Annotated in this window: 17 protein-coding genes; 13 read left to right on the top strand and 4 right to left on the bottom strand. The window is 61.1% G+C overall.

Going from position 1 to position 25114, the window contains the following annotated elements:
• The first annotated feature begins 5 nt into the window (after nt 1-5).
• Nucleotides 6-737, top strand: a complete 732-nt coding sequence (gene deoC / locus ACFSKT_RS09690) for a deoxyribose-phosphate aldolase (protein WP_377722533.1) — start codon at nt 6-8, stop codon at nt 735-737.
• Here the strand turns inward: deoC and ACFSKT_RS09685 are convergent.
• Nucleotides 664-1689: a Na/Pi cotransporter family protein gene (locus ACFSKT_RS09685; RefSeq protein WP_377722532.1), complete on the bottom strand. Its 1026-nt coding sequence runs from the start codon at nt 1687-1689 to the stop codon at nt 664-666. The two genes, deoC and ACFSKT_RS09685, sit on opposite strands and share 74 nt — an antisense overlap.
• A 139-nt stretch (nt 1690-1828) precedes the next feature.
• Here ACFSKT_RS09685 and ACFSKT_RS09680 point away from each other — a divergent pair, with 139 nt between their 5' ends.
• The gene (locus tag ACFSKT_RS09680) at nt 1829-3289 is read left to right on the top strand and encodes a class I SAM-dependent rRNA methyltransferase (RefSeq protein WP_377722868.1); all 1461 of its coding nucleotides are present in this window, start codon (nt 1829-1831) and stop codon (nt 3287-3289) included.
• Nucleotides 3290-3344: 55 nt separating this feature from the next.
• Here the strand turns inward: ACFSKT_RS09680 and ACFSKT_RS09675 are convergent, their stop codons facing one another.
• On the bottom strand, nt 3345-3653 hold the full coding sequence (locus tag ACFSKT_RS09675) for a CD3324 family protein (RefSeq protein WP_377722531.1): 309 nt from the start codon (nt 3651-3653) through the stop codon (nt 3345-3347).
• 528 nt (nt 3654-4181) lie between these two features.
• On the opposite strand from ACFSKT_RS09675, the gene addB reads away from it, so the two are divergent.
• The 5 genes from addB (at nt 4182) to ACFSKT_RS09650 (ending at nt 17529) form a co-directional block, all read left to right on the top strand.
• Nucleotides 4182-7727 (top strand): helicase-exonuclease AddAB subunit AddB, encoded by a 3546-nt coding sequence (gene addB / locus ACFSKT_RS09670; protein WP_377722530.1) that lies wholly within the window; start codon nt 4182-4184, stop codon nt 7725-7727.
• Nucleotides 7724-12073 (top strand): UvrD-helicase domain-containing protein, encoded by a 4350-nt coding sequence (locus ACFSKT_RS09665; protein WP_377722529.1) that lies wholly within the window; start codon nt 7724-7726, stop codon nt 12071-12073. Before addB ends, ACFSKT_RS09665 begins: the two co-directional genes overlap by 4 nt.
• Nucleotides 12074-12128: 55 nt before the next feature.
• A complete protein-coding gene (locus ACFSKT_RS09660) occupies nt 12129-13334 on the top strand; it encodes an exonuclease SbcCD subunit D (RefSeq protein ID WP_377722528.1) in 1206 nt (401 codons plus the stop codon).
• On the top strand, nt 13331-16783 hold the full coding sequence (locus tag ACFSKT_RS09655; RefSeq protein WP_377722527.1) for an AAA family ATPase: 3453 nt from the start codon (nt 13331-13333) through the stop codon (nt 16781-16783). Before ACFSKT_RS09660 ends, ACFSKT_RS09655 begins: the two co-directional genes overlap by 4 nt.
• A 125-nt stretch (nt 16784-16908) precedes the next feature.
• Nucleotides 16909-17529: a hypothetical protein gene (locus tag ACFSKT_RS09650; protein WP_377722526.1), complete on the top strand. Its 621-nt coding sequence runs from the start codon at nt 16909-16911 to the stop codon at nt 17527-17529.
• A gap of 84 nt (nt 17530-17613) precedes the next feature.
• Here the strand turns inward: ACFSKT_RS09650 and ACFSKT_RS09645 are convergent, their stop codons facing one another.
• Nucleotides 17614-18516 (bottom strand): AraC family transcriptional regulator, encoded by a 903-nt coding sequence (locus tag ACFSKT_RS09645; RefSeq protein WP_377722525.1) that lies wholly within the window; start codon nt 18514-18516, stop codon nt 17614-17616.
• A 117-nt stretch (nt 18517-18633) separates the two neighbouring features.
• On the opposite strand from ACFSKT_RS09645, the gene yicI reads away from it, so the two are divergent.
• Nucleotides 18634-20961: an alpha-xylosidase gene (gene yicI / locus ACFSKT_RS09640; RefSeq protein ID WP_377722524.1), complete on the top strand. Its 2328-nt coding sequence runs from the start codon at nt 18634-18636 to the stop codon at nt 20959-20961.
• 55 nt (nt 20962-21016) lie between these two features.
• On the opposite strand, the gene ACFSKT_RS09635 is transcribed toward yicI, so the two are convergent.
• The gene (locus ACFSKT_RS09635) at nt 21017-21496 is read right to left on the bottom strand and encodes a C40 family peptidase (RefSeq protein ID WP_377722523.1); all 480 of its coding nucleotides are present in this window, start codon (nt 21494-21496) and stop codon (nt 21017-21019) included.
• A 367-nt stretch (nt 21497-21863) separates the two neighbouring features.
• On the opposite strand from ACFSKT_RS09635, the gene ACFSKT_RS09630 reads away from it, so the two are divergent.
• From ACFSKT_RS09630 to ACFSKT_RS09610, 5 genes are all read left to right on the top strand, one after another.
• Nucleotides 21864-22337: a hypothetical protein gene (locus tag ACFSKT_RS09630; RefSeq protein WP_377722522.1), complete on the top strand. Its 474-nt coding sequence runs from the start codon at nt 21864-21866 to the stop codon at nt 22335-22337.
• Nucleotides 22338-22476: 139 nt separating this feature from the next.
• Entirely contained in the window at nt 22477-22821 is a 345-nt protein-coding gene (locus tag ACFSKT_RS09625; protein ID WP_377722521.1) for a histidine triad nucleotide-binding protein, read from the top strand.
• Nucleotides 22822-22943: 122 nt separating this feature from the next.
• Nucleotides 22944-23117, top strand: a complete 174-nt coding sequence (rpsU, locus tag ACFSKT_RS09620; protein ID WP_005547957.1) for a 30S ribosomal protein S21 — start codon at nt 22944-22946, stop codon at nt 23115-23117.
• A gap of 15 nt (nt 23118-23132) precedes the next feature.
• Nucleotides 23133-23576 (top strand): GatB/YqeY domain-containing protein, encoded by a 444-nt coding sequence (locus tag ACFSKT_RS09615; RefSeq protein ID WP_377722520.1) that lies wholly within the window; start codon nt 23133-23135, stop codon nt 23574-23576.
• Nucleotides 23577-23741: 165 nt separating this feature from the next.
• Nucleotides 23742-25112: an NfeD family protein gene (locus tag ACFSKT_RS09610; protein WP_377722519.1), complete on the top strand. Its 1371-nt coding sequence runs from the start codon at nt 23742-23744 to the stop codon at nt 25110-25112.
• The last annotated feature ends 2 nt before the right edge of the window (nt 25113-25114 follow it).

Here is a 25114-nt window from a genome sequence, read left to right as displayed (position 1 = left end):
GACGAATGTTAGAGAAATGGGAACCGGGTACTCCGATCGCGAAGTTTATCGACCATACGCTGCTGAAGCCGGGCGCGACGGAGAAATACATCATCAAGCTTTGCGAAGAAGCGGCCATTCATCAGTTCTACAGCGTGTGCGTCAACGGGTCATGGGTGTCGCTTTGCCGAGAGAAGCTTGCCGATACCGGTGTCCATATCGCGGCTGTGGTCGGTTTTCCGCTGGGAGCGATGTCGACGAAGGTCAAAGTGTACGAAGCGCAAGCGGCGGTTCAGGACGGCGCGGACGAGATCGATATGGTGCTGCCGATCGGCGCCGTCGTCGACGGCCGTTACGGCGTCGTATCCCATGATATCGCGTCGGTCGTCCGTGCCGTGGAAGGCTCGGCGATCGTGAAGGTCATTCTCGAGACAGGCATGCTTAACCAGGAACAGAAAGCCGAAGCATGCCGCGTGGCTGAGGCCGCCGGCGCACACTATGTGAAGACGTCAACCGGCTTCGGCACCGGCGGAGCGAGCGAAGCCGACATTCGGCTCATGCGGGCGTCCGTCACCTCCGGCATCGGGGTGAAAGCATCGGGAGGCATCCGCGACATGGAGACCGCCATCCGCATGCTGCAAGCGGGCGCGAACCGTCTAGGCACGAGCGCAGGCGTGGCGATCGTCAGCGGACAGTCATCCGCCGAATTATCGGAAGATAACACAGCGGAAGAGCAAGGAGCGAGCACGCTATATTAAAAATCGTCTGCGCATGGGCGATTTGCGCAGCAGGCGAGGCGCCGAACCAACTGGCGGCGGCTTGAAGCTCGGCGGTGAAAGGGGCGAACAGCGCCGCTCCGCCGACGTTGAGCAGCGCATGCGACCAGGCGACGAAGCGCCCGGATTTGGGGCCGCCAAGCGACACGAGCAGCGCGGTGACGCACGTGCCGATGTTGGCGCCCAGCACGATGGCGATGCCGATCGGCACGGGCAAAGCAAGCGCGCTGGCCAGCCCCATGATAATCGCGATGACCGCTGCCCCGCTGTGCACGGCTGCAGTGAGGATCGCGCCGGCCACGATGCCCCAGAGCACGCTGTTTTCCGCTCGGCTTAGGAAGGCGTCGAACAAGCCGCTCGCTTCGACCGCGGGACCAACGGATTGCATGAGGGCCATGCCGACGAGCAGCAGCGCGAAGCCGCCGGCGATGACGGAGCCGCTGCGAGCGGCCTGCAGCCAGCGCTCGCCGGCAGGTGTCGCACCGGAGGCGGTACCGCTCCCGAGTCGAACGCTGCGAAAGCCCATCAGCAGCCGGCCGAGCCCGAGCTCGCGCAGCAGCGCCGTCGCCATCCATAGCGCGAGCGAGGTCGCCAGCAGCGGCCAAGCCATACGGGTGATATTGAGACCGATTAATTCCGTCGTCAGGCAGGTGCCGATATTGGTGCCAAGGATTATGCCGAGCGTTCGCGGGAACGTGAGCAGCTTGGCGTTGACCAGGCCAATCGTCATGACCGTAACGGCCGTGCTGCTCTGCAGAACGGCCGTTGTTGCTGTTCCGATGAGCAGCCCATGGAGCGGCGTGGCCGTCATGCGTTCCAGCACCGTTTGAAGATGGCGGCCGACGGACTGATGAAGCGCGAGCTCCATAGCTTTCATGCCAATCAGGAAAATAACGAAGCCGAGCGTCATCGGCAGGAGAATGTCTTGAACCATGAGGCTGCACTCCTTTGAACAGTAAAATCAACATTCAGATCAATTTATGCGGACGAAGAAACAAGCATGACAAGCTCAAGTCGCGAGACGTCGAACAAGTACTAGCGTCTTGCAAAGGGATTAGGGGAGAGGACGGATGATGGCGATGGAACGGGTAAAAGCCATTTTGAAGAAAGAGAGAAAGAAGCGGACGGAAGGCGGTCACCCATGGGTATTCGCCAGCGAAATCGAGCGGATGGACGGTGAAGGACGTCCGGGGCAGCTGGTGGATGTCGTGAACCATCAAGGACGCTACTTGGCGACGGGGTATTGGAATCCGCAATCCCAGATCACGATCCGAATTATCGGCTATAAGCCGACCGAAGCGATGGACGAGGCGTTCTTCGCCGAACGCTTCCGGCAGTGCGCGCAGCACCGCAGCCGCTTTGTCAACGGTGAGGACTGCCGGCTCGTATACGGCGAGGCGGACTTCCTGCCGGGCCTGATCGTCGACCGTTTCGGCGGCGTGCTCGTCATTCAGGTACTGACCCTCGGGATGGAGGCGCATCGCGAGGCGCTTGTGAACGCCCTCGTGAGCGTGTTCGAGCCCAAAGGAATATACGAGCGGAGCGACGTCTCCGTTCGGAAGCTGGAAGGGCTGGAAGAACGGACGGGCTTACTGTACGGGGATTGTCCGCGGATCATCGAGATCCGGGAGAACGGCCTTCGGATGGAAGTGGATATCGTGGAAGGACAGAAGACGGGGTATTTCTTCGATCAACGCGAGAATCGGGCTTCGATCGAGCCGCTTATGCGCGGCTGGGGCGCCCGCAGCGGCATCAACCTGGAACGCCGCATGCGCGAGGAGCTGCCGGACGGCGGCGAAGCGGTCGTACGCGAGATCGGCGGAGCGGCTGGCGACGACACCGGCGCAGCGCTGGCGCCCGAAGTGCTGGTGCCGGTCAACGCGAACGGCAAAGTGGTGACGTTCCCGCATTGGGACGGGGCCACGGTGTTGGAATGCTTTGCGCACACGGGCAGCTTCACGCTTCACGCCTGCAAGTACGGAGCCAAGAAGGTGACCTGTCTGGACGTCTCCGAGCACGCGATCGAGACAGCCCGGCGCAACGTGGCCCGCAACGGCTTCGAGGACCGCGTGGAGTTCGTCGTCGCGGACGCGTTCGATTACTTGCGGATGCAGGTGAAAGGGCAGGAAGAGCGCGCGGAACGCGCTCGCGCCGGCGCGGCAGGCACGGCCAAGACCGACACGTCGAAAGCGCTCGGCGGCGGCGGCCGAACGTGGGACGTCGTCATTCTCGATCCGCCTGCCTTCGCGAAGACGAAGAGCGCGGTGGCCGGTGCGGTGCGCGGCTACAAAGACATTAATTTGCAGGGGCTCAAGCTGGTGAACGAGGGCGGTTATCTGGTGACGGCCAGCTGTTCGTACCACATGCAGCCGGACTTGTTCCTGGAGACGATTCAGGCGGCAGCGGCCGACGCGGGCAAAATTCTGCGCTTGATCGAATGGCGCGCGGCGGGCAAGGACCATCCGCAAATCGTCGGCGTCGGCGAAGGCCACTACTTGAAATTCGGCATCTTCGAGGTGCGCAGCCGTTCGTAGATAATAAAAAGGCTTCCCAACCGGCGAAATCGATTCGCGGGCGGGAAGCCTTTCTTTATGAGTAAGCGCCATGGGCGCTGGCCTGATGTATGGAAGTGCGGCGCATCTTCACGATGATCTTGCGAATGCTCTCGCCGGAGAGATGAAATTTGCGCTCCAGCTCCGTCATAGTCGTGCCGCCGATGAAGCAGCTGTAAATCTCCTGGTTGCGAAGGGTCAATTGCTGGCGTGAGCCGCTCTTCTCGCCCCATGCCGCCCGCTGCTCGGTCTGTTTCGGGATATAGACTAGTTCCCCTTGTATGTAATGCTGCAGCTCTTTCAGTAAACTAGGGGGCAGCACATCTTTTCCATTTTTGTAGTTCAAGGTTAAGCTCCTCCTCGGATGGGTATCGAACTTGAGTGCCTACGGTCGTTGTTACGGTCCATACCATGCTTAGCCGCCTCCTTTAGTTTAATGGTGTAGCCTAAAACGCAAAAATCACGATACGTATGGCGCATCGTGGCCAAGCAACGGCGCTGCTCGCGTCCGTCCTTGTCATTATCGGGTATCGGTATATGGAAGGAGACGGGGTTAGCCGCCTCCTCCGGAACGATTTTCGCGATTAAGCGAAAATCACCTCAGCGCTTTTCAATGCAATCAGCTCCTTTCGCGCGGTATTCGTCGGGCCCGACATCTATATTAACTCATATTTCCAAAAGGGTCGCAAGCGAAAAAACGGCTATAACCGTTCTTTGCCCGCACCCTCCAGAACTGCATCCATTTACCGGTCCATAATGCGAACGTTTGTTTGTTTTTCGGCGTGAAATGGGAGACTCGCTGTGATAGAATAGAACAATCGAATAGAATCGGCCGCTCTACGGGTAGATGCGGCTATCAGAATGAGGTGAAGGTATGACGCTACGGTTTGTGATCGGACGGGCGGGCGCGGGCAAGACTCATTTGTGCCTGGAAGAGATCAGGCATCGTATTCGGGAGCAGCCGGACGGCGCGCCGCTGATCATGCTCGTTCCCGAACAGGCGACGTTCCAGACGGAATATGCGATGCTGGGCGGAGGCGTCGCGGGTACGATCCGCGCGCAGGCGCTGAGCTTCCGGCGTCTGTCGTTCCGCGTCATGCAGGAGACGGGCGGCACCGCGCTCGTGCCGATCAGCGAGAGCGGCAAGAACATGCTCTTATACAAGATCGTTAATCGGCTGCGTAACGATCTGCTGCTCTATCAAGGGAGCGAGAGCCAGCACGGATTTATCGAGCGGTTGGGCGAGCTGTTGACGGAATGGAAGCGGTACGGCGTGGACGACGAGAGGCTGCGGCAATTCGCGGACGACGGCCTGGCAGGGCCCCAAAGCGCGCTGCTGCGCCGTAAGCTTCACGACCTGCAGCTTGTCGGCGTGCAGCTGGAGCAGGAGCTGGCGGGCTTGTATGTCGATTCCGAAGCGTATCTGGATTGGCTCGTGCGGGGCTTCCCAGAGTCTCCGATCATGAAGCAAGCGGAATTCTGGATCGACGGCTTTCATGGCTTTACGCCTAAGGAATACGAGGCGCTGGCCGCGATCATTCGTTACGGCGCGAAGGTAACGGTAACGTTGTGTCTCGATCGGATCTACGGCCACGGCGAGGCGCCGCATGAGCTCGAGCTATTCCGCCCGACGGCGGAGACGTATTTGAAGCTGCGGGAAATCGCGGAGCATGCCGGGGTGGAGGTTGCCGAGCCGGTGCTGCTGCCGGACGAGCCGCCGTACCGATTCCGCGGACGTCCGATGTTGGCGCATGCGGAACGCCATTACGCTGACCGCCGGCCTCTGCGGCTTGCGCCGGGCGAGGAGTACGACGGCAGCGTGTCTCTGCATGCCGCTGCCAATCGCCGGGCGGAGGTCGAGGCGGTCGCGCGGGATATCACGGAGCGGGTGCGCACGGAAGGGCTGCGCTACTTCGACTTCGCGGTCATGGTGCGCAATGCCCCGGATTACGCGGAGTACTTGAAGGCCGTCTTCGACGATTACGACATTCCGGTCTTCATGGACCAGAAGGAGGCGGCGCTCCATCATCCGCTGTCCGAGTTCATCCGTTCGGCGCTTGAGATCGCGGTTAGGGGTTGGCGTTACGAGGCGGTATTCCGCTGCATCAAGACCGAGCTGCTCATGCCGGACGAGGCGTCGGATAGCCGGCTGACCCGGGAGACGTTCGACCTACTGGAGAATTACGCGCTAGCGGCGGGCATCGACGGCAATCGTTGGCTGAACGCCGAGAAGTGGAAGCCGCTCGTGCGGGATACGCTCGAAGGCGAGCCGGCGCAAGCCGGGGAGCGCGACCAGCGCCTCTTCCAAGCGATTCTAGCCGCGCGCGAGGCTGTCGTCGAGCCGCTGCTGCGGTTCTCGAAGCGGCTGAAGAAAGCGCCGGACGTGCGCGGCATGTGCGTCGCGCTATACAAGCTGTTAATCGAGATTGGCGCGCCGGACCGGCTGGAGAAGTGGAGCCTCGCGGCCGCGTCCAAAGGCGATACGCTGCGGTCGCGGGAGCATCGCCAGCTATGGGATGGCGTGCTTGGGCTACTCGATCAGCTGGCCGAGATGACCGGCGGCGAGAAGCTCCCGTTCGAGCTGTTTGCGGGCATGGTCGACACAGGACTCGAGAGCTTGAAGCTGGCGGCTGTGCCGCCCTCGCTTGACCAGGTGCTCGTGGGCAGCATGGACCGGACGCGGTCGGGCAAGGTCCAGGTTTGTTATTTGCTCGGGGCGAACGACGGCGTCATGCCGCAGCGGATGCAGGAAGACGGCGTCCTGACGGAGCAGGAGCGCGAGACGCTGGAACGCGGCGGGATCGCGATGGCGCCGGGCGTCCGGCGAAGACTGCTGGACGAGCGGTTTCTCATTTACAACGCGTTGTCGACGCCTAGCCGCCACCTCTGGATCAGCTATCCGCTCGCGGACGAGGAGGGCAAGAGTCTTCACGCTTCGGAAGTGATTCGTCACGTGAAGAGCATGTTCCCAGGCATCGCGGAGCGCCAGATCGCCATCGAGCCCGCTCACGGCATGCCGCCGGAGGAGCAGCTTTCCTATATTGCGCATCCGCACCGGACGTTATCTTACTTGACTGCCCAGCTGCGCGCTTGGAAGCAAGGCGCGACGATCGCGCCGTTGTGGTGGGAGGCGTTCAACTGGTATGCGGTTCGCCCGGATTGGGAAAGCCGTCTGAAGCGCCTCGTCGCGTCGCTGGATTACGCCAACGAAGCGCAATATCTGACGCGCGATACGGCCGACCGACTGTACGGCGAAGTGCTGCGCGGCAGCGTGTCGCGAATGGAACGCTTCGTAGCGTGCCCGTTCCAACATTTCGTCATCCACGGACTGCGGCTGCGGGAGCGCGACGTCTTCAAGCTGGCGGCGCCCGACATCGGACAGCTGTTCCATGCGGCGCTTAGCAAGCTTACCGAGAAGCTGGGCGACCGGTTCGGCGAATTGGACGACAGCGAGATCCGCGCGGCGGCCGCCGGCGTCGTCGACGAACTAGCGCATCGGCTGCAGTCGCAGATTCTGTTCAGCAGCCGGCGCCATCAATACGTCGCGCGGAAGCTGCGGGATATTATCGCGCAAGCGGCCGTCATTCTGGGCGAACATGCTCGCCGCGCGGCATTCAAGCCCGTGGGGCTGGAGATCGGGTTCGGTCCCGACGGACCGCTGCCGTCGCTTAGAATCCCGCTCGTTCGCGAGCGCACGCTCGAGATGGTCGGACGGATCGACCGGGTCGACGCGGCGGAATCGGAAGGCGGTCTGCTGCTGCGGGTCATCGATTACAAGTCGAGCGCCAAGCAGCTGCGGCTGGAGGAGGTCGCATATGGGCTCGCGCTCCAAATGCTTACGTATTTGGACGTGCTCGTGTCCGCCTCGGAAGATTGGCTCGGCCAGCCGGCGAGAGCGGCGGGGGCGCTCTATTTCCATGTGCATAACCCGATGCTCTCTTCCAGCAATACGATGTCGGCGGAGCGGGCGCGCGCGGATATTCTGAAGCGGTTCAAGCTGAAGGGGCTTATTCTGGCCGACGAGGATACCGTTCGCAAGATGGACGGCGGCTTGACGACCGGGTACTCGGACATCCTGCCGATCGCGCTCAAGAAGGACGGCGGATTCTACAGCAGTTCGTCCGTCGCGACGGACGAACAATGGGGAACGCTGCGCAGATCCGTTCGCTCCACGCTGAAGCGCATCGGCGACCGGATCGTGGATGGCGACATTTCGATCGCGCCGTACCGGCTCGGGCCGCGGACGCCATGCCAATTTTGCGCGTACAAGCCGGTATGCCAGTTCGATCCGCTCATCGAGGGCAACGCGTTCTCGAAGCTTGCGAAGCCGAAGAAGGACGAAGTGTGGGAGATGCTGGCAGCCGGGTCCGAAGAGACGGATGCGGCTCACAGAACAACGCAAGAGGAGGGGACGCCATGAGCGGCGGCACGGTGATGAACCAAAAGCCGGCGGGCAGCACATGGACCGACGATCAATGGAAAGCGATCGTCTCCGGCGGACGCAATATTCTAGTCGCGGCGGCGGCGGGTTCCGGCAAGACCGCGGTACTGGTCGAGCGGATTATTCGCAAAATTTCGGCCGATACCGACGTGGATCGTCTGCTCGTCGCCACCTTCACGAAGGCGGCCGCCGCGGAGATGAAGGAGCGCATACGGATCGCGCTGGAGAAGGAGCTGGTCCGTAATCCGGAATCCGAGCATTTGCGCCGTCAGCTTGCCCTCATGGGCCGGGCGTCGATTACGACGCTCCACTCGTTCTGTCTGGACGTGATACGCCGGTATTATTCGCTTATCGGGCTCGATCCGGGCTTTCGCATCGCGAACGAGACGGAAGCCGAGCTGCTGCGCATCGACGTGCTCGACGCGTTGTTCGAGGAACGCTACGAAGCAGCCGAGGCGGGCGAGCCGCAAGGCTTGGCGTTCGCCTCGCTGGTCGACCGCTTCGGCGGCGAACGGGGCGATGAGCCGGTGTACGGTCTTGTCATGAAGCTGTACCATTTCGCGCAGAGCAATCCATGGCCGGAAGCTTGGCTGCGGGAGACGGCTTCATCCTTCGAGGTCGAGGATGCGGCCGCGCTCGGCGCTTCGCACTGGGTAGAAGGGCTGCGCGGCGTCGTGACGCTGGAGCTGGAGGGCGCGATTGCCCAGCTGGCGCAGGCGATGGACGCCACCCGGCAGCCGGGCGGTCCGAGCGCATACGCCGTTACGTTCGAAGAAGATAAGGCGGTCGTGCGAAGCTTGTTGGCGCAGGTGACGGACAAGCCTTGGGAGACGTGGCAGGAGGCTTTCGTCTCCGCGGCTTTTGGCAAGCTTAAGAGCCAGCGCGGCGACGACGTGGACAAGGCGATCCAGGAGCGGGCGAAGGAGCTTCGGGAGAACGCCAAGACGATCGTGGGCGATCTGAAGGACAAGCTGTTCGGACGCTCGCCCGACGCGTTCGCCGCGGAGCTGCGGGAGCTTGCGCCGTTCATGCGGGCGCTGGCTGAGCTTGTCATCGCGTTCGGCGAGCGGTTCGAGGCGGCCAAGCGGGAGCGCGGGCTGCTTGACTTCGGCGATATGGAGCACTATTGTCTGCGAATTCTGCGCGATCCGGCCTCCACGCCGGAACTGACGGTCCCCTCGTCGGCTGCGCTGGAGTACAGACGGCAATTCGATGAGATTCTGCTCGACGAATATCAGGATACGAACATGGCGCAGGAAGCGATCGTGGAGCTAATTGCACAGCCAGGGGCGGGCAACCGCTTCATGGTCGGCGACGTGAAGCAGAGCATTTACCGGTTCCGCTTGGCGGAGCCGAATTTGTTCCTGCGCAAATACAAGGCTTACGGGACGGGAGAAGGCGAAGCATCGCGAATTGCAGGCGCCGGGTTGGTAGACTCCGCTGCGTCGGCAGGTGGATCAGATGGAGCGCAATCTCCTGAGAGCGGGCTCCGCATCGATCTCGCCCGCAACTTCCGCAGCCGTCAGGAAGTCGTCGACGGCGTGAACGTCGTGTTCCGCGCCATCATGCGCGAGAATGTCGCGGAGATGGATTACGACGCCCGTGCCGAGCTCGTCTGCGGCGCTTCGTATCCGCCCGCGTCAGACGGAGGCCCGCCGGAGCGGTACGCGATCGAATTCGCGCTGCTAGACCGGGGGGACGGCGCGTCCGACGATGCGGGGGACGATGAACCGGAGGATCGCGGCGAAGCAGGCGCTGAGCGTGAAGGCGGCGCCGAACCAGCCGAAGATTTGCAAGTCGTGCAGCTGGAAGCGAGGTATATCGCGGAGCAGATTTTGCGGCTGCGCGGTCAAGGCGCGGTCGGCGACGGGGACACCGCCGCTGGCCCGTTCATGCCGTTCGACGGTCGGCGCGGAGGCAAGCGTCCGCTCGCATGGCGGGATATCGTGATCTTGCTTCGCGCGGACAAGCAGTGGGCGCCGGTTCTGATCGAGGAGCTGCAGCAGCAGGGCATTCCCGCTTACGCGGAGCTCGGCAGCGGTTATTTCGAGGCGACCGAAGTGGAGACGATGCTGTCGCTGCTTCGCGTCATCGATAACCCCTATCAGGACATCCCGCTCGCGGGCGCGTTAAGGTCGCCGCTCGCCGGCTTGACGGCGGAAGAGCTGGCGCTCATCCGGATCTCGGCCGGTCATGGCGGGTCATTCTACGACGCGGTGCGAATCGCCGAGGCGGGAAGCACACTGCCGGAGAAGACGCGCGCCAAGCTGAGCGAATTTCTCGTTCATCTGGAGCGCTGGCGGGAGGAAGCGAGAGCCGGTGCGCTCGCCGAGCTCCTCTGGCGCATTTATCGCGAGAGCGGCTATTACGATCTGGTCGGCGGCATGCCGGGCGGTCTGCAGCGCCAGGCCAACCTTCGGGCGCTGTACGATCGGGCGCGGCAATACGAGGCGACTTCGTTCCGCGGCTTGTTCCGATTCCTGCGTTTCGTGGACCGGATGCGGGAGAACGGCGGCGACCTGGGGACGGCTCGCGCGCTCGGCGAGCAAGAGGACGTCGTGCGCATCATGTCGATTCATAAGAGCAAGGGGCTCGAGTTTCCGGTCGTCTTCGTCGCGGGACTCGGCAAGTCGTTCAATAAACAAGATCTGAACGCTTCCTTCCTGATGCATAAGCAGCTTGGGTTCGGTCCGAAATTCGTCGACACCGATCTTCGCGTGACGTATCCGACGCTGCCGTATTTGTCGATTCGGGAACAGATCCGGAAGGAGACGCTCGCCGAAGAGATGCGGATTTTATACGTGGCGCTTACGCGGCCCAAGGAGAAAATGTTCCTGGTCGGAACCGTTGCGGACGCGGCGAAGACGCTGGAGCGGTGGCAGAGCGCCGTAGCGAATGACGGCGGCTTGTCCGATTATTCGCTGTCGCAGGCCAAGCGGTTCATCGACTGGATCGGCCCGCTCGCGATGCGAAGCGGCGTCCATGTTGACCTCTACGACGGCGCAGACCTGCTCGGCGAAGCGACAAGCGTCGTCGATCCGGCCGGGCTCTCGATAGAAGAGGCCGTCCTGGAAGTGTTGGGAGACGCGGTTGACGACGGAAGCGGGAGACACGCGGAGAGCCAATCCGAAAGTTCGGCGACGGCCGGACATGGAGCAGCGGGCCATGCGGATCCGGGAACGGAAGAAAGCGGGATACCTTCAGGAAGCGTCGCGCAGCGACGATCGGGAGAATCGTTCGCCAGCTGGCGAAGCGGCGTCGTCCCCGCATCCGTGCTCGGGTTCGAGGCAGCGGCCGCAGCCGAGCCGGATGAAGCGGCAGCGCGCGCCTTCGAGGAACGGCTCCAGGCGGTCCGGAATCTGATTCCGGTACTGGGGCCGGAGGCGGACGTCGAGGAGATCGAGCGAAGGCTGAATTGGCTCTATCCGCATCGCGGCGCGACCCTCATGGCGGCGAAGACCTCGGTCACCGAGATGAAGCGTCTGCACGGGGATCATGCAGCCGATGATGAATCGGTTCTGCTGCCCAGCTTGGCGGAGCAGACGATGAAAGGCGGGTATGGCGAGGATATCGTTTCGTTCGAAGGAGAACGCGGTCCGAGCATACCGACCGAGAACGAAGGGGCGGGCAACAGCATTGCCGAGGCTTCGCATGCCGTGCAGGCGGAATGGTCGTTCGAGGATGAGCTGGGACCGGCGGAGCACAATGCCGATTGGAACGAGGAGCCGCTTGCGGCAACAGCTGATCCTCACGACTTTACGTTCCGTTTGCGCAGGCCGAAGTTCATGGAAGACGTTTCGTTAACGGCTGCCGAACGCGGAACGGTCCATCACCTTGTCATGCAGCATATGCCGCTGGAAGGGACCATGGATGAAGAGCAAGTAAACGGCGTTCTGCGATCGCTGATCGAGCGTCAAATGCTGACGACGAAACAGGCGGAAGCCGTCGATGCGGCGGCTGTAGCCGCGTTCTACCGGGAGCCGGTCGGCGAGCGGCTGCTTCGCGCGAAGTGGGTGAAGCGGGAGACGCCGTTCAGCTGCGCGTTTGCGGCTTCCCGGGTATACCCGGATGCCGCGGAAGTCGCCGGAGACGAGCCGATTATGATTCAAGGCGTCATCGATTGTCTGTTCGAAGACGAGGGCGGTCTGGTGCTGCTGGATTACAAGACGGACCGTGTCGCCGGAGGGAGTTACGCCGAGGCGGCGGAGAAGCATCGCTTCCAGATGAAGCTATATGCGGAAGCGATCGGCATGATCCTGGGGCGGCCGGTGGACGCTTGTTATCTATTTTTCTTAAACGGCGGGAGAGCCGTTCAATTGTTTTAAAGTCGGCGGGCCGCGCGCAATGGGACGTGCGGTCCGCCCGGACGGAGGGGAAACGGTGCGAATATTGCATACGGCGGATTGGCACTTCGGGCGGTCGCTCGAAGGACGCAGCCGCATGGAGGAGCAGGAGGAATTCGTGGACGAGCTTGTCGGCATCGTGCGCGACGAGGCGATCGACCTGGTGATGATCGCGGGCGACGTGTATGACTCGGTGAACCCGCCCGCGGCGGCGGAGCAGCTGTTCTACGAGGCGCTGTCCCGCCTGGCCGACGGCGGGAAGCGGACGGTAGCGGTCATCGCGGGCAATCATGATCATCCCGAACGCGTGGCCGCATCGTCGCCGTTGGCAGCCAAGAGCGGCATCTGTCTGGTCGGCTTGCCGACGGGCGAGCCGATCATCGCGGATATTAGCCGCACGGGCGAGCGGGCGGTCATCGCGGCGCTGCCGTACCCGTCGGAGTCGCGATTGCGCGAGCTGCTGAGCGAAGAGACCGACGAAGCCGCGCTGCGCAGCGCGTATTCCGAGCGCGTCGGACGCTTAATGACGCGCCTAGCCGGACATTATCGGCCGGATACGGTCAATTTGGCCATGAGCCATATCTATGTCCTGGGCGGGTTGGAGACGGATTCCGAACGGCCGATACAGGTAGGGGGAGCGTATACGGTCGATCCGTCCGCGCTGCGCGTCGGCGCGCAATACGTCGCGCTCGGCCATCTTCATCGTCCGCAGCAGACGGCGGGCGACCCGCGCATGCGCTACAGCGGGTCGCCGCTGGCTTATAGTTTCTCGGAAGCGGGACAGGCGAAGTCGGTTACGGTCTTCGACGCTGCGCCTGGCGCAGTGATCGAGCCGCGTGAAGTGCTGCTGCGCTGCGGAAGACCGCTCGTGAAGTGGACGGCCCGCGGCGGCCTCGAAGAGGTTCACCGCTGGCTCGAAGAAGGCAGGGACGCGCGGGCATGGGTCGATCTCGATATCTGGATGACGGAGTCGATGACGATCTCCCACATTCAGCAGCTGCGCAAGCAGCACGAAGGTCTCGTGCATATCCGTCCCGTCTATCCGGAGACCGCGGCTGCCGCAGAGGCGGATGCCAGGTCGCGCGAACAGCTGCCGGCCGAGGAGCTGTTCCGGCGTTTCTTCGCGAAGCAGACCGGCGGCGCGGAACCGGATGCGGATACGGTACGGTTATTCCTTGAACTGATCGCCGAAGACGAAGCGGACTTCGGCCGTGAAGACGCGGAAGGAGGCGAAGCGGAATGAAACCGATTTTGCTTCGTTTAAGCGGACTGCAGAGCTACCGCGAAATGCAGGAGGTTGATTTCGCTAGGCTGTGCGAAGCGGGCGTGTTCGGTATTTTCGGCTCGACCGGAAGCGGCAAATCGAGCATTCTCGACGCGATGACGCTTGCCCTGTACGGCAAGGTCGAGCGCGCGGCGAACGGCACGCAAGGCATTATGAATCAGGCGGAGAAGCAGCTGTCCGTCGCCTTCACGTTCGAGCTGGCCGGCGGAGGGGAGCTTCGCCGCTATCGGGTGGAACGGCAGTTCAAGCGCGGCGGCGACGTCTCGGTCAGCAACACGCTGAGCCGGTTCGTCGAGGTGACCGAGGAAGGCGAGATCGTCCATGCCGATAAATTGGCCGACGTGACTCGTATGGTCGAATCGCGCATCGGTCTGAGCATGCAGGATTTCACCCGCGCGGTCGTGCTGCCTCAGGGCAAGTTCGCCGAGTTTCTGTCCTTGACGGGCAAGGATCGGCGCCAGATGCTGCAGCGGCTGTTCCGGCTGGAACGATTCGGCGACGGGCTGGCGCTTAAGCTGAACCAGCGGATGAAGACGGCGGAAGCCGCGCTGAATGAGGCGGCCGCGGAGCAGCTTGGCCTCGGCGATGCTTCCGAAGCGGCCGTCAAGGCGGCCGAAGAGCGCCATCTGCAAGCTTCGGCCGTTTCGGCGAACGCCAGAGCCGAATTGATGGAGGCTGAGCGCCGGCATGCGGAGCAGCTTCACGTTCGCGAGCGGCAGGAAGCGCTGCGTGCGAAGGAGCAGCTGCACGCGAACCTGCTCGTCCAAGCGCCTCAGGTGACGGCGCTGGAGGGTGAGCTGGCGCGCCTAGCCTCGGCGGAGCGGCTGCTGCCGGTACTGGACGCGCTGGAGTCGGCCGAGCATGCCCACGCTGCGGCAGGCGCGCGCTTGAAGTCGGCCGAAGAGCGCTACCAATCCCAGCTCTCCGCGGCAACCGCTGCGGCCAAGCTAGCCGCAGAAGCGGAAGCTGTCTCGGCGGAAGCCGAACCGCGGCTCGCCCATCGGCTGGCCGAGCTGGCGACCGCCCGCAAGACGGAGGCGGAGGCGGCGGCAATCAAAGCCGATGCCGAGATGGGGCGGCGCGAGCTGGAGGAAGTTCAGAGACAGCGGCAGGAGAGCGCCAATCAGGCGGCCAAAGCGGATGAGCTGCTCATTCGCGCGGTCAACCGGCAGAACGAACTGAAGGCCGAGCTCAAGACGGTCGAGCTTCGTAAAGAGGAGCGAGAGCGCCGAGGCGCCATGCAGAAGCTGCTCGTTCAGGCCGAGAGCAGTCGTGCGCAAGCGGAAGCGGCGCAAGCGGAAGCGAAGAAGGGGACGGAAGCGGTCCGCCATGCACGAGAGACGCTGGCGCGCGCGGAGACTGCCGCAGGGGCGAACGCGGAAGCGATCAAGGAAACCCTGCGTCGGATGGCGCCGGTCATCAGCGGGTACAAGATGCTTGCGGACAGCCTTCAGACGCTAAGCGGCTTGCTGCCCGGCTGCATGGAGGCTGCGCGAGCGGCGTATTGGCAGCGGCAGCGCAGCGAGCTTGCCGCTCGGCTGGCGGAAGGGCTGCGCGAAGGCGACGCTTGTCCGGTCTGCGGATCATGTTCGCACCCCGCGAAGCATGAACCGCTTGCGGCTGGCGGAAAGGCCGCCGACGCCGAATCGGAACTCGCAGCGTGGGAATCGGCGGCCAAGCAATGTCAAGCGCTCGTGATGCGGTCTTTGGGAGAACTGGCCAGAGCGGAGCGGGCCTTCGAACGGTTGAGGGAATCCTTGCCGGCCGATCGGGCCGGCGAACTCCGGTTCGATGCCGCAGCGGAATCCAGCTTCTCTTGGATGAACGAAGCGGCGGCAGCGTCGGCTCGCGCCGCCGAACTGTCGGCGGACGTGAGGAAGGCGGAGATGGAAGTCGCCGCCGAGCGGTTAACGGCACTGGAGCAAGCCTTCGCGGCTGCGGAGAGAGGCAGCGAGACGCTTCGCGGCGCGCTTGCGAACGCGGAACGGGCGCGCGAATCGGCGGCTAGCGAGCTGTCGGCGCTGCAGGCGGTCGAAGCGAGACTGAGCGCCAAGGAAGCCGAGCTTGCGGCCGCATACGGCCGCGAGCGAGCGGAGTGGCTGGCTAGGTTCGGGCAAGAGCTCGACGCCCCGGCGGCGCATCGCGCGCTCGAACTCTTCGACGAGCGCGAACGCGCCGCGGAAGAGATCGGCGCGAAGCTGGAGAAGAGCGTCGGATTCATTGAGGAGAAGACGGCCGCCAAAGAAACGCAGCTGCGGGCCGAGCAAGAATTGCGGCTGGCCGCCGCGCAGCTCGAAACAAAGCTTGAAGGTATGCGCGCCCAGCTGGCGCAGCGGATGGAGCAGCTGCAAGCCTACACGGCCGGTGAAGCGGTCGCCGTGCTTGTTGCATCTGCCGAGCGAGAGCTGAGCGAGATCCGCGCGCGTGCTAAGGCCGCCAAGGCCGCCAACGAACGCGGGCAGGATCAGCTCCGAGAAGCATCCGAATCGCGCATCGCCGCATCAGAGGCGGAGAAATCCCTTGCGCTGCGCGCGGATGAGTGCCGCCGTGCTTGGCAGGAGGCGCTTGCGCGCTCCCCGTTCGGCACAGCCGACGAAGCCCGGCATCTTCGTCCCCTGCTTGGCCAACAGGAGCGGATGGCTGCCCAAATCGCCGAGTACCGAGAGGCGGAGAAGGAGCTTGCGGCCGTAATATCGATGCTCAGAAGCCAGTTGGACGGCCGCTCCGTCACGGACGTGGAATGGGAGACGTGCGTGAGCGCGCTGCAGACCGCGCGCAGCGCCGGAGAGAACGCCTTGGCGGAGCTTGCGAAGGCGGAACGCGACCTCGAGGAGCTGCGGCAGAAGCAGGAACGCTGGCTGAAGCTCGAGGAGAGGCGGGCGGCCATGGAGGCGCTCTGCGTTCGGTTGAAGTCGCTTCAATCCGTGTTTCGCGGCAACGCGTTCGTCGAATACGTCGCGGAGGAGCAGCTCGTCCAAGTATGCCGCGCCGCTTCCGAACGGCTCGGTTACTTGACGAAGCGTCGCTACGCGCTGGAGGTCGATTCCGGCGGGGGCTTCGTCATTCGCGACGACGCGAACGGCGGCATCCGGCGTCCGGTATCGACATTGTCCGGCGGCGAGACGTTCCTGGCGTCGCTTGCGCTCGCGCTCGCCTTGTCCGGCCAGATTCAGCTGCGCGGCAAATATCCGCTCCAGTTCTTCTTCCTGGACGAAGGGTTCGGCACGCTCGATCCCGAGCTGCTGGATACGGTCATTACGGCGCTCGAGAAGCTGCATAACGACCGGTTGTCGGTGGGCGTAATTTCCCATGTGCCGGAGCTTCGCGCGCGGCTGCCGAGAAGGCTGATCGTCACGGCGGCGGAGCCGTCCGGCCGCGGAAGCACGGTCGCGCTCGAGACGATGTAACCGATTGTTCACACCCATCCCGTTGCATCTTGAGGGCGAACAAGGTAACGTAAACAGGAGAACGGCCGCCGGTTCAGACTTCGATAGCCCGATTCGGCGGCCACGAGACTGTGGAGGTATACATCGTGACCGAAGCCAATTCCCCGAAGCGTTCTTATTTCGTGCCCGTCCTGCTGCTCCTGCTCGTCGTCAGCTTGACCGGCAACGTCATCCTGTATACGCGGACGATCGTTCATACGCAGGACGAGCGAGCGGAACGGGGCGAAGCGATCATGAACGCGGGGTATCAAACGAAGCAACATATCGCGGATGTGCTGCATACGATCGAGCTGCTGACGAACAGCAAAGACATCGCAAGCCGGCTTGAAGCCAAGAGCCGATTGGCCGATGCGTTCGACGATCGGCCGGAAGTCGAATATTTCTTCGCCGAGGCGGAAGCGTCGAACGGCAAGCCGCTCCATGGCGGCGCGCGTTCGCCGCAGGACTTTCTGGCTGGCGTAGAGCAGGCGCTGGAGAAGGCTGGCAATCATGAGGGCGAGTTGACGAGCGGCGAGCGCGACTACCTTGCGATGCTCGGCGGTGTCTATGCGAAGCTTCAAGAGACGGCTTCCGATCTCATCTACGATGGCGAAGTCCCGAAGCGTGACGAGGCGTTGACCGCGCAGGCGGACAAGCGTTGGATCGAGATTGCCGCATCGCTAGCCGCCATCATGAACGAGCCGGAACAACTCGAGTTTCAGTCGTAAAGGTGCATAAATGAACGAACGGGAACGACCCGCAGCCGGGCCGCTTGAGATCATCAAGCGGTGCCGGCAGCGGGTCGTTTTTGGTTACGTTGCCGATGGCTCGCGTACTTGCTGCCGCTTCCGGTACGCCACCGGCGTCATGCCGTAATGCTGCTTGAACACGCCGATAAAATAGCTCAAGTTGTTGAACCCTACATCAAGCGCGATTTCCATCGTCTTTTTGTCGGTCTCGCGCAGCAGAAGCGCGGCTTGTCGAACCCGGTATTGGTTTACGTACTCGAGGGGGCTCTTCGCCGTAATCGATTTGAAGAACCGGCAGAAATACGCTTCGCTCATCGCGACCTGCGCGGCGAGATCGCCTAGCTTGACCGGTTCGGCGTAATGTTCGTGAATGTAATGGAGCACGATCTTGAGCCGTTCGGTCCGATAATCGTCCGATTGCGGACGGTTGCGTTCCCCGGTGGCGGGGGTACCGAGCCGATACAGCTTGGCCATGATCATGAGCAGAAGCCCGCGTGTCGTCAGCTCGTAGACCGGAGGCCGGTCCGTATTGAGCGCGATGAGCTGCTCCATCATGCCCAAGACGTCCGCGGCGAGCGGATCTTCGCGCGTCAGATGGACGGGGACGGACCATTTCTTGCGCACGATGGGTTGAATGTACTGCTCCTGCGTCAGATCGATCGTGCCGCCGCCGAGCAGGTCGGGATGGAACACGACCGCCACGAAGGCGCATGCCGATTCGCCTTTGACGTAGCCGGAATGCAGATCGCCCGAAGCGACGAAGATCGCCTCGCCCGCATGTACCTCGTAGTCGGTCACATCCACGCGGAACACGGCTTTGCCGCTTGTGACCAAGAGCAGTTCCAGCTCGTCATGCCAGTGCAGATCGAGCAGCGGCTGATCCGGCGGACAATCGATCGGGTATATGCTGAGCGGATACAACGCATGGCCGTGAACTCTGGATTCTTTCAGTGTCGCTCTGTCCATTGCGGCCTCCCTTCCCTCCGATAATATCAAAATCCTGATATAAATAAGCAAAATTTTTAAAGATAACGCTTACTGAAGTCAATATGATTATAGTATAAACACGCGGAGGGATACGATATGAAATTTACCGACGGTTATTGGATGGTCAAAGAGGGCACGACAATGCATCACCCGATCGAAATCCGGGATATCCGCGAGACGGCGGACGGTGTCACGGTACATGCCGCTTGCCGGAACGTGCAGATCAAAGGCGATACGCTTAACGCGCCGCTGCTTCAAGTGGAGCTGAGCGCCCCGCGCAAGGACGTCATTCGCGTCCGTTGGACGCACCATGCAGGCAAGAAGGCGATCGGCCCGAATTTCGAGCTGTTCCCGGAAGCGGGCTTCAAGCCGGGTATCGCCAACGATGCCGAGGCGTTGACGCTCACGAGCGGCGGCCTAAGCCTGAAACTTGACAAGCAAGGTCCGTGGAACATGGCGTTCACGAACTACGGCAAGTACGCGACCGGTTCGAGCCAGAAGCGCACGGCTTATATCCAAACGAAAGAAAAACAAGCGTTCTTCCGGGAACAGCTGGATCTCGGCGTCAGCGAGCGGATCTATGGACTCGGCGAACGATTCACGCCATTCGTGAAGAATGGCCAAGTGGTTGATATTTGGAACGAAGACGGCGGCACGTCCAGCGAGCAAGCGTACAAGAACGTACCGTTCTACCTGTCGAGCGAAGGCTACGGCATCTTCGTGAACCATCCAGAGCGCGTCTCGTTCGAGATTGCCTCGGAGAATGTCTCCAAAGTACAGTTCAGCGTGCCGGGCGAGTCGCTCGAATATTTCGTCGTCGGCGGCGAGACGCTCAAGGACGTACTGGGCAACTACACGGCGCTGACAGGCAAGCCTGCACTGCCTCCGGCTTGGTCGTTCGGTCTGTGGCTGACGACGTCGTTCACGACCGACTACGACGAAGAGACGGTGAACAGCTTCATCCAAGGGATGGCGGACCGCGATTTGCCGCTGCACGTCTTCCACTTCGACTGCTTCTGGATGAAAGAGTACCAATGGTGCGACTTCGAATGGGATCCGGCGGTATTCCCGGAGCCGGTGCAGATGCTGAAGCGTCTGAAGGATCGGGGCCTCAAAATTTGCGTATGGATCAACTCCTACATCGCGCAGAAGTCGCCGCTGTTCGACGAAGGCATGGAGAAGGGCTATCTCGTCAAAACACCGTCCGGCGACGTCTGGCAGTGGGACCTGTGGCAGGCTGGCATGGGGCTGGTCGACTTCACGAATCCCGCAGCGGTCGAGTGGTACAAGGATCATCTGCGCCGTCTCGTCGACATGGGCGTCGACTGCTTCAAGACGGATTTCGGCGAGCGCATCCCGACGGACGTCGTCTACTTCGACGGCTCCGATCCGGTCAAGATGCACAACTACTACACGCAGCTGTATAACAAAGCTGTCTTTGAAGTGCTCGAGGAGAAGCTCGGCAAGAACGAAGCGATGCTGTTCGCCCGTTCGGCAACGGCAGGCGGCCAGCAGTTCCCTGTTCATTGGGGCGGAGACTGCTCGGCGACCTACGCGTCCATGGCGGAGACGATCCGCGGCGGGTTGTCGCTCGGCTTGTCCGGATTCGGCTTCTGGAGCCACGACATCAGCGGCTTCGAGCGCACGGCTCCGCCGGATATTTACAAGCGTTGGGTAGCCTTCGGCCTGCTGTCCTCGCACAGCCGTCTGCACGGCAACGAATCGTATCGGGTGCCTTGGCTATTCGACGAGGAAGCGGTCGACGTACTGCGCCGCTTCACGAAGCTGAAGAGCGCGCTGATGCCGTATCTGTTCGGCGCGGCGGTGGAAGCCTCGACGGCCGGGCTGCCGATGATGCGCGCCATGGTGCTCGAGTTCCCGGAAGATCCATCGACGCATGCGCTCGATCTCCAGTACATGCTTGGCGATCGTCTCCTCGTCGCGCCGATCTTCCGTCCGGATGGACGCGTGCAGTACTACGTGCCGGAAGGGCGCTGGACGAATTATTTGACCGGCGAGACGGTAGCGGGCGGCAAATGGCATACGGAGGAGCACGGCTATATGACGCTTCCGCTGCTCGTGGCCCCGAACACGCTGCTGGCCGTCGGCGCGAACGACCAGAAACCGGATTACGACTACGCGGACGGCATTACGTTCGAGCTGTTCGAGCTCGCGGACGGCGCTAGCGCGAAGGCGCCTGTCTATACGCTTGGCGGCGAGCTGCTTTATACGGCCGAAGCCGTGCGCAGCGGCAACCGCATCGTCGTGACGGCGGAAGGCGCCGACAAGCCTTGGAACGTGCGTCTGGCCGGCATTGCCGAAGCATCCGGCGTGGAAGGCGGACAGACGGCCGCGGGCGAGCAAGGACTGCTTGTCAACGCCGCGGCAGGTTCGCAGCGCATCGTGATCACATTGGCCGAATAAACAAAAACAGGGTGTCCCTCGCGTGAGGGACACCCTGATTGCGTTCTGCGCCTGACTACAGCTTGACGCGACGAGCCGTGACGTACGACTTTTGCCAATAGGACGTATTCATGCTGGTCAGCACGACGCCTTTGCTGCTCGAGCTGTGCAGCATCTGGTTGTTGCCGGCATAAATGCCGACGTGGCTGATGCTCCTGCCGTTGGTCTTGAAGAAGACGAGGTCGCCGACGCTAAGGCTGCCTTTATCCACCTTGGTGCCGACCTTGGCTTGAGCGGTCGAAGTCCGAGGGAGTTTGATGCCGTCGGATTTGAAGACGAATTGCGTGAAGGAGGAGCAGTCGAATGCGGATGCCGTGCTGCTGCCGCCGATTTTATATGGAGTTCCGATATAATCTTTGCCGAAGTCGATAAGTTCCAAGGATTGTTCCGTTGCCGCGTGCCCTTGACCGGGAGCGCAGAAGGCCATCGTCACGAAGCCCGCTGCCGCACACAATCCGGTTACTGCATATTTGCGAAGCCGCCGAGAGTTATGCATCGTTCTTGTTGTCCCTCCGTCTGCTAATCTTTGGTCTTGTTGGGAATAGTATAGCACCTCGAAAAATGGGTGAATTTGACATAGAACGCGCAAACCAAGGATTCCCAACGATTCTGAGCCGTTTATGAGATTTCCGTGAGAATTTTCTCATTTCGTTTCGATAGAGATGAACGAAGTTTAATAATAGGGTCTAGCCCGCCCGACATAAAACGCGGCATTCCAAGCGGGAAACAGCCGATCGTCGCATGAGCGGTTCAGTCCGCCCATTTTTGCGCCTACCCAGTAGCCGATTGCCCACGGGCGAATATCATACAGCAGTGAGCAACTCGCAGCACACCTAGATTTCGACCTGGGAGGTCCGTTAAGAATGGAGAATAACGCTACATCGCCTGTAACCGCAGCGCCCGCTGCCCCTATGACCAAGATGCCGACGGCGCCAATTGCCAAAGCTCCAACCGCGCCTATTATGCCGCCAGTTATGCCGCCGGTCATGCCGCCGATGATGACTCTGCCTGCGGTGCAAGAGCCGGCGCCAGTCGCGCCGACCAAGCCGATGGAAATGCCTGAAATCAAACATTTCTGCAAAAGCCATATGCACCGTTACGTGCTCGTCCACACCAAAGACGGGTTCTGCTGCGACGGCTTCGTCGAGCACATCGACGACGAAGTCGTTTGTATTGCCGTCATTCACGGCGGCGGCATGGACCCGCGTGCGTTCCTGCCGGGCTTCGGTTATCCGCCGCTTTATCCGTACCCGTACTACCCTCGCCGCCGCTTCTACCGTCAAGTATTCCCGCTTGCGGCGCTGCTGGGTTTATCGCTGCTCCCGTATTATTACTAAGCCGTTATCAGCTGGGCATGAGACCGGGGACCTTAAGGTCCCCGGTTTTTTGGTCTCGATTGGACGAGCCGCCATTTTTTCGCTATTATAGAGGGATAGGTCAAGAACGCTGAAGCCAGCGAACAAGGGGGGCAAGTGAATGGATTGTATTTTCTGCAAAATCGTCGAAGGCAGCATTCCTTCCAAAAAAGTATTCGAGAACGAGCGCATTCTCGCGTTCCACGATATACAGCCCGCGGCGCCGGTCCACGTCCTGATCATTCCGAAGAAGCACATTCCGACGATGAACGACGTGACGGGCGAGGATGACGCGGTCATGGCGGAAATTTTCGAGGCAGCCAGGCAGATTGCCAAGGAACTCGGCGTGAATGAGTCCGGCTACAGGCTGATCAACAACTGCAATCCCGACAGCGGACAAATCGTGTATCACCTGCATTTCCACCTGGTCGGTGGTCGTAATTTAGGGCCGTTGCTTGGTTCTTAGCTTCTCCTGCAGAATCAATTAACAGTCCAAGTTGACACTGCCTTTCGTTTTAGCCTATAATGTAGTTTGATAAACCGTGTATGTTCTTCTTGGACGGTCTGTTTCGGAGGGAGGGAAAACTGGTGTCTGAAACAAAAGTTCGCAAAAACGAGACAATTGATGCTGCACTCCGCCGCTTCAAACGTTCCATCGCTAAAGATGGCGTATTGGCAGAGGTTAAGAAACGCAAGCATTATGAGAAGCCTAGTGTGAAGCGCAAGAAAAAGTCCGAGGCTGCGCGCAAGAGAAAGTTTTAGGAGGATCCTTCCACAATGAACCTTAGCGAACGATTGAACGACGATATGAAACAAGCTATGCGTAGTCAAGAGAAGTTCAAACTGACGACGATCCGGATGCTTCGCGCATCCATCAAGAATCAGGAAATTGAACTGAAGCGTCCTCTTGAAGACAGCGAAGTGCTTGACATTCTAAGTCGTGAAGTCAAACAACGTAAAGATTCCCTCCAAGAATTTGAGAAAGCGGGCCGCGACGATCTTGCGAAAGACATCGCAGCAGAAATTGAAATTATTAGTGTATACCTGCCCAAGCAGCTTACCGAAGAAGAGATCAAAGTGATCGTTCAACAGACCATCCAGGAAACCGGTGCTTCTTCGAAAGCGGACATGGGAAAAGTCATGACCGCCCTTATGCCGAAAGTCAAAGGGCTTGCAGACGGTAAACTAGTAAACTCGCTCGTGCAGCAATTTCTGCAATAACATAGGCTGACCGCCAAACACTCTCCCGCATGGGAGAGTGTTTTTTCGATTTTAGAGAATGAATACGTTTATCGTGTAGAATAGATCTTGGAAATCGCCGGTATGAAACGCTTACGGGCATCCTATCGTATTAGTGGACACATCAATCGCGAGGGGGAGGGAGCTATGGCAGTGAATAGGGCGCTGCGTCTTGGGCGACAGGCATGCGTCTGCTTATTGGCAGTGACACTGCTGTTGGCGGGTCTCGTCGTCCTGACGGCCACCGCATATAGCGCCAACAACGCGGGCGCGGTATACGTCGTGCACGCCGAGCAATCGGTAGAGAGCGGACTGCAAACGTATTTGGAACGGGCATACGCGGAAGCGGAGCAGGCCAAGGCCGAGCGGGTAATTCTGGTGCTCAATACGTTCGGCGGCCGAGTGGACAGCGCGGAGGCGATCGGTCATCTCGTGCGCTCGAGCCCCGTGCCGACGACCGCGTTCGTCCAGGGGAAAGCCATCTCGGCCGGCACCTATATCGCGCTGAACGCGAAGAAGTTGGCGATGCAGCCGGGCAGTACGATCGGTGCTGCAGCCGTGGTGGACGGTTCGGGCGAAATGATCGACAATCCGAAAGTCGTCTCGATGTGGAGAGAGGAAATACGCGAAGCCGCGGCGCTGAACGGGCGGGATCCGGAAATCGCGGCGGCGATGGTCGATCCCAACGTTCAGCTGAAGCTGGAGGCGATCGGCAAAACGAAGCGGCAAGGCGACATCTTGACGTTAACGGCGTCGGAGGCCGTGAAAGTCGGTTACGCGGATTATACGGCGGACACGCTTGAAGATGTCATACTGCAGAGCGAGTTGGAAGGGCGCGAGGTTGTCACTGTATCGCCGACCTTCTCGGAGAAGCTGGCTCGGTTTCTCATGATGCCGGTCGTAATGACGCTGTTGTTTATTATCGGCATCGCGGGCATCGCCATCGAATTTTTCCTACCCGGATTCGGCTTTCCGGGGATACTGGGAACGGCGGCGTTCGGGTTGTACTTCTTCGGGCATTACGTCGCGGGTTTTGCTGGAATGGAGGATGTGATGCTATTTATCATCGGAATCGTGCTGCTCGTGATCGAAGTGTTCGTGCCAAGCTTCGGCATACTCGGTCTGCTCGGGTCGGGCGCGATCGTGGCGGGCATCGTCATGGCGTCTCCGGATATCGAGACGGCGATCGTGTCGCTGGCCGTCGCGTTGATCGTGTCCGCAGTAATCGTGTATGTGATCGCCAAACGGTTCAAACATCGAGGCATATGGAACAAGCTGATCCTGCGCGATCGGTTGACGACGGAGGAGGGCTACGTATCGAACGTGAACCAGACCGAACTTATCGGCCGCACAGGCGAAGCCTATACGACGCTGCGTCCATCGGGTACGGCGGTCATTGATGGCAAACGGTACGACGTCGTCACGTCGGGGGATTTTATCGCAGCTGGGGCGGGCATCGTCGTTGTGAAGGTCGAAGGCACCCGCATCGTCGTGCAGCTTCATCGATCAGAAACATAGAC

Source organism: Paenibacillus xanthanilyticus (genome assembly GCF_042682185.1).
Classification (GTDB): Bacteria; Bacillota; Bacilli; order Paenibacillales; family Paenibacillaceae; genus Paenibacillus_Z; species Paenibacillus_Z xanthanilyticus.
This window is presented reverse-complemented; position numbering and strand designations above follow the sequence as displayed.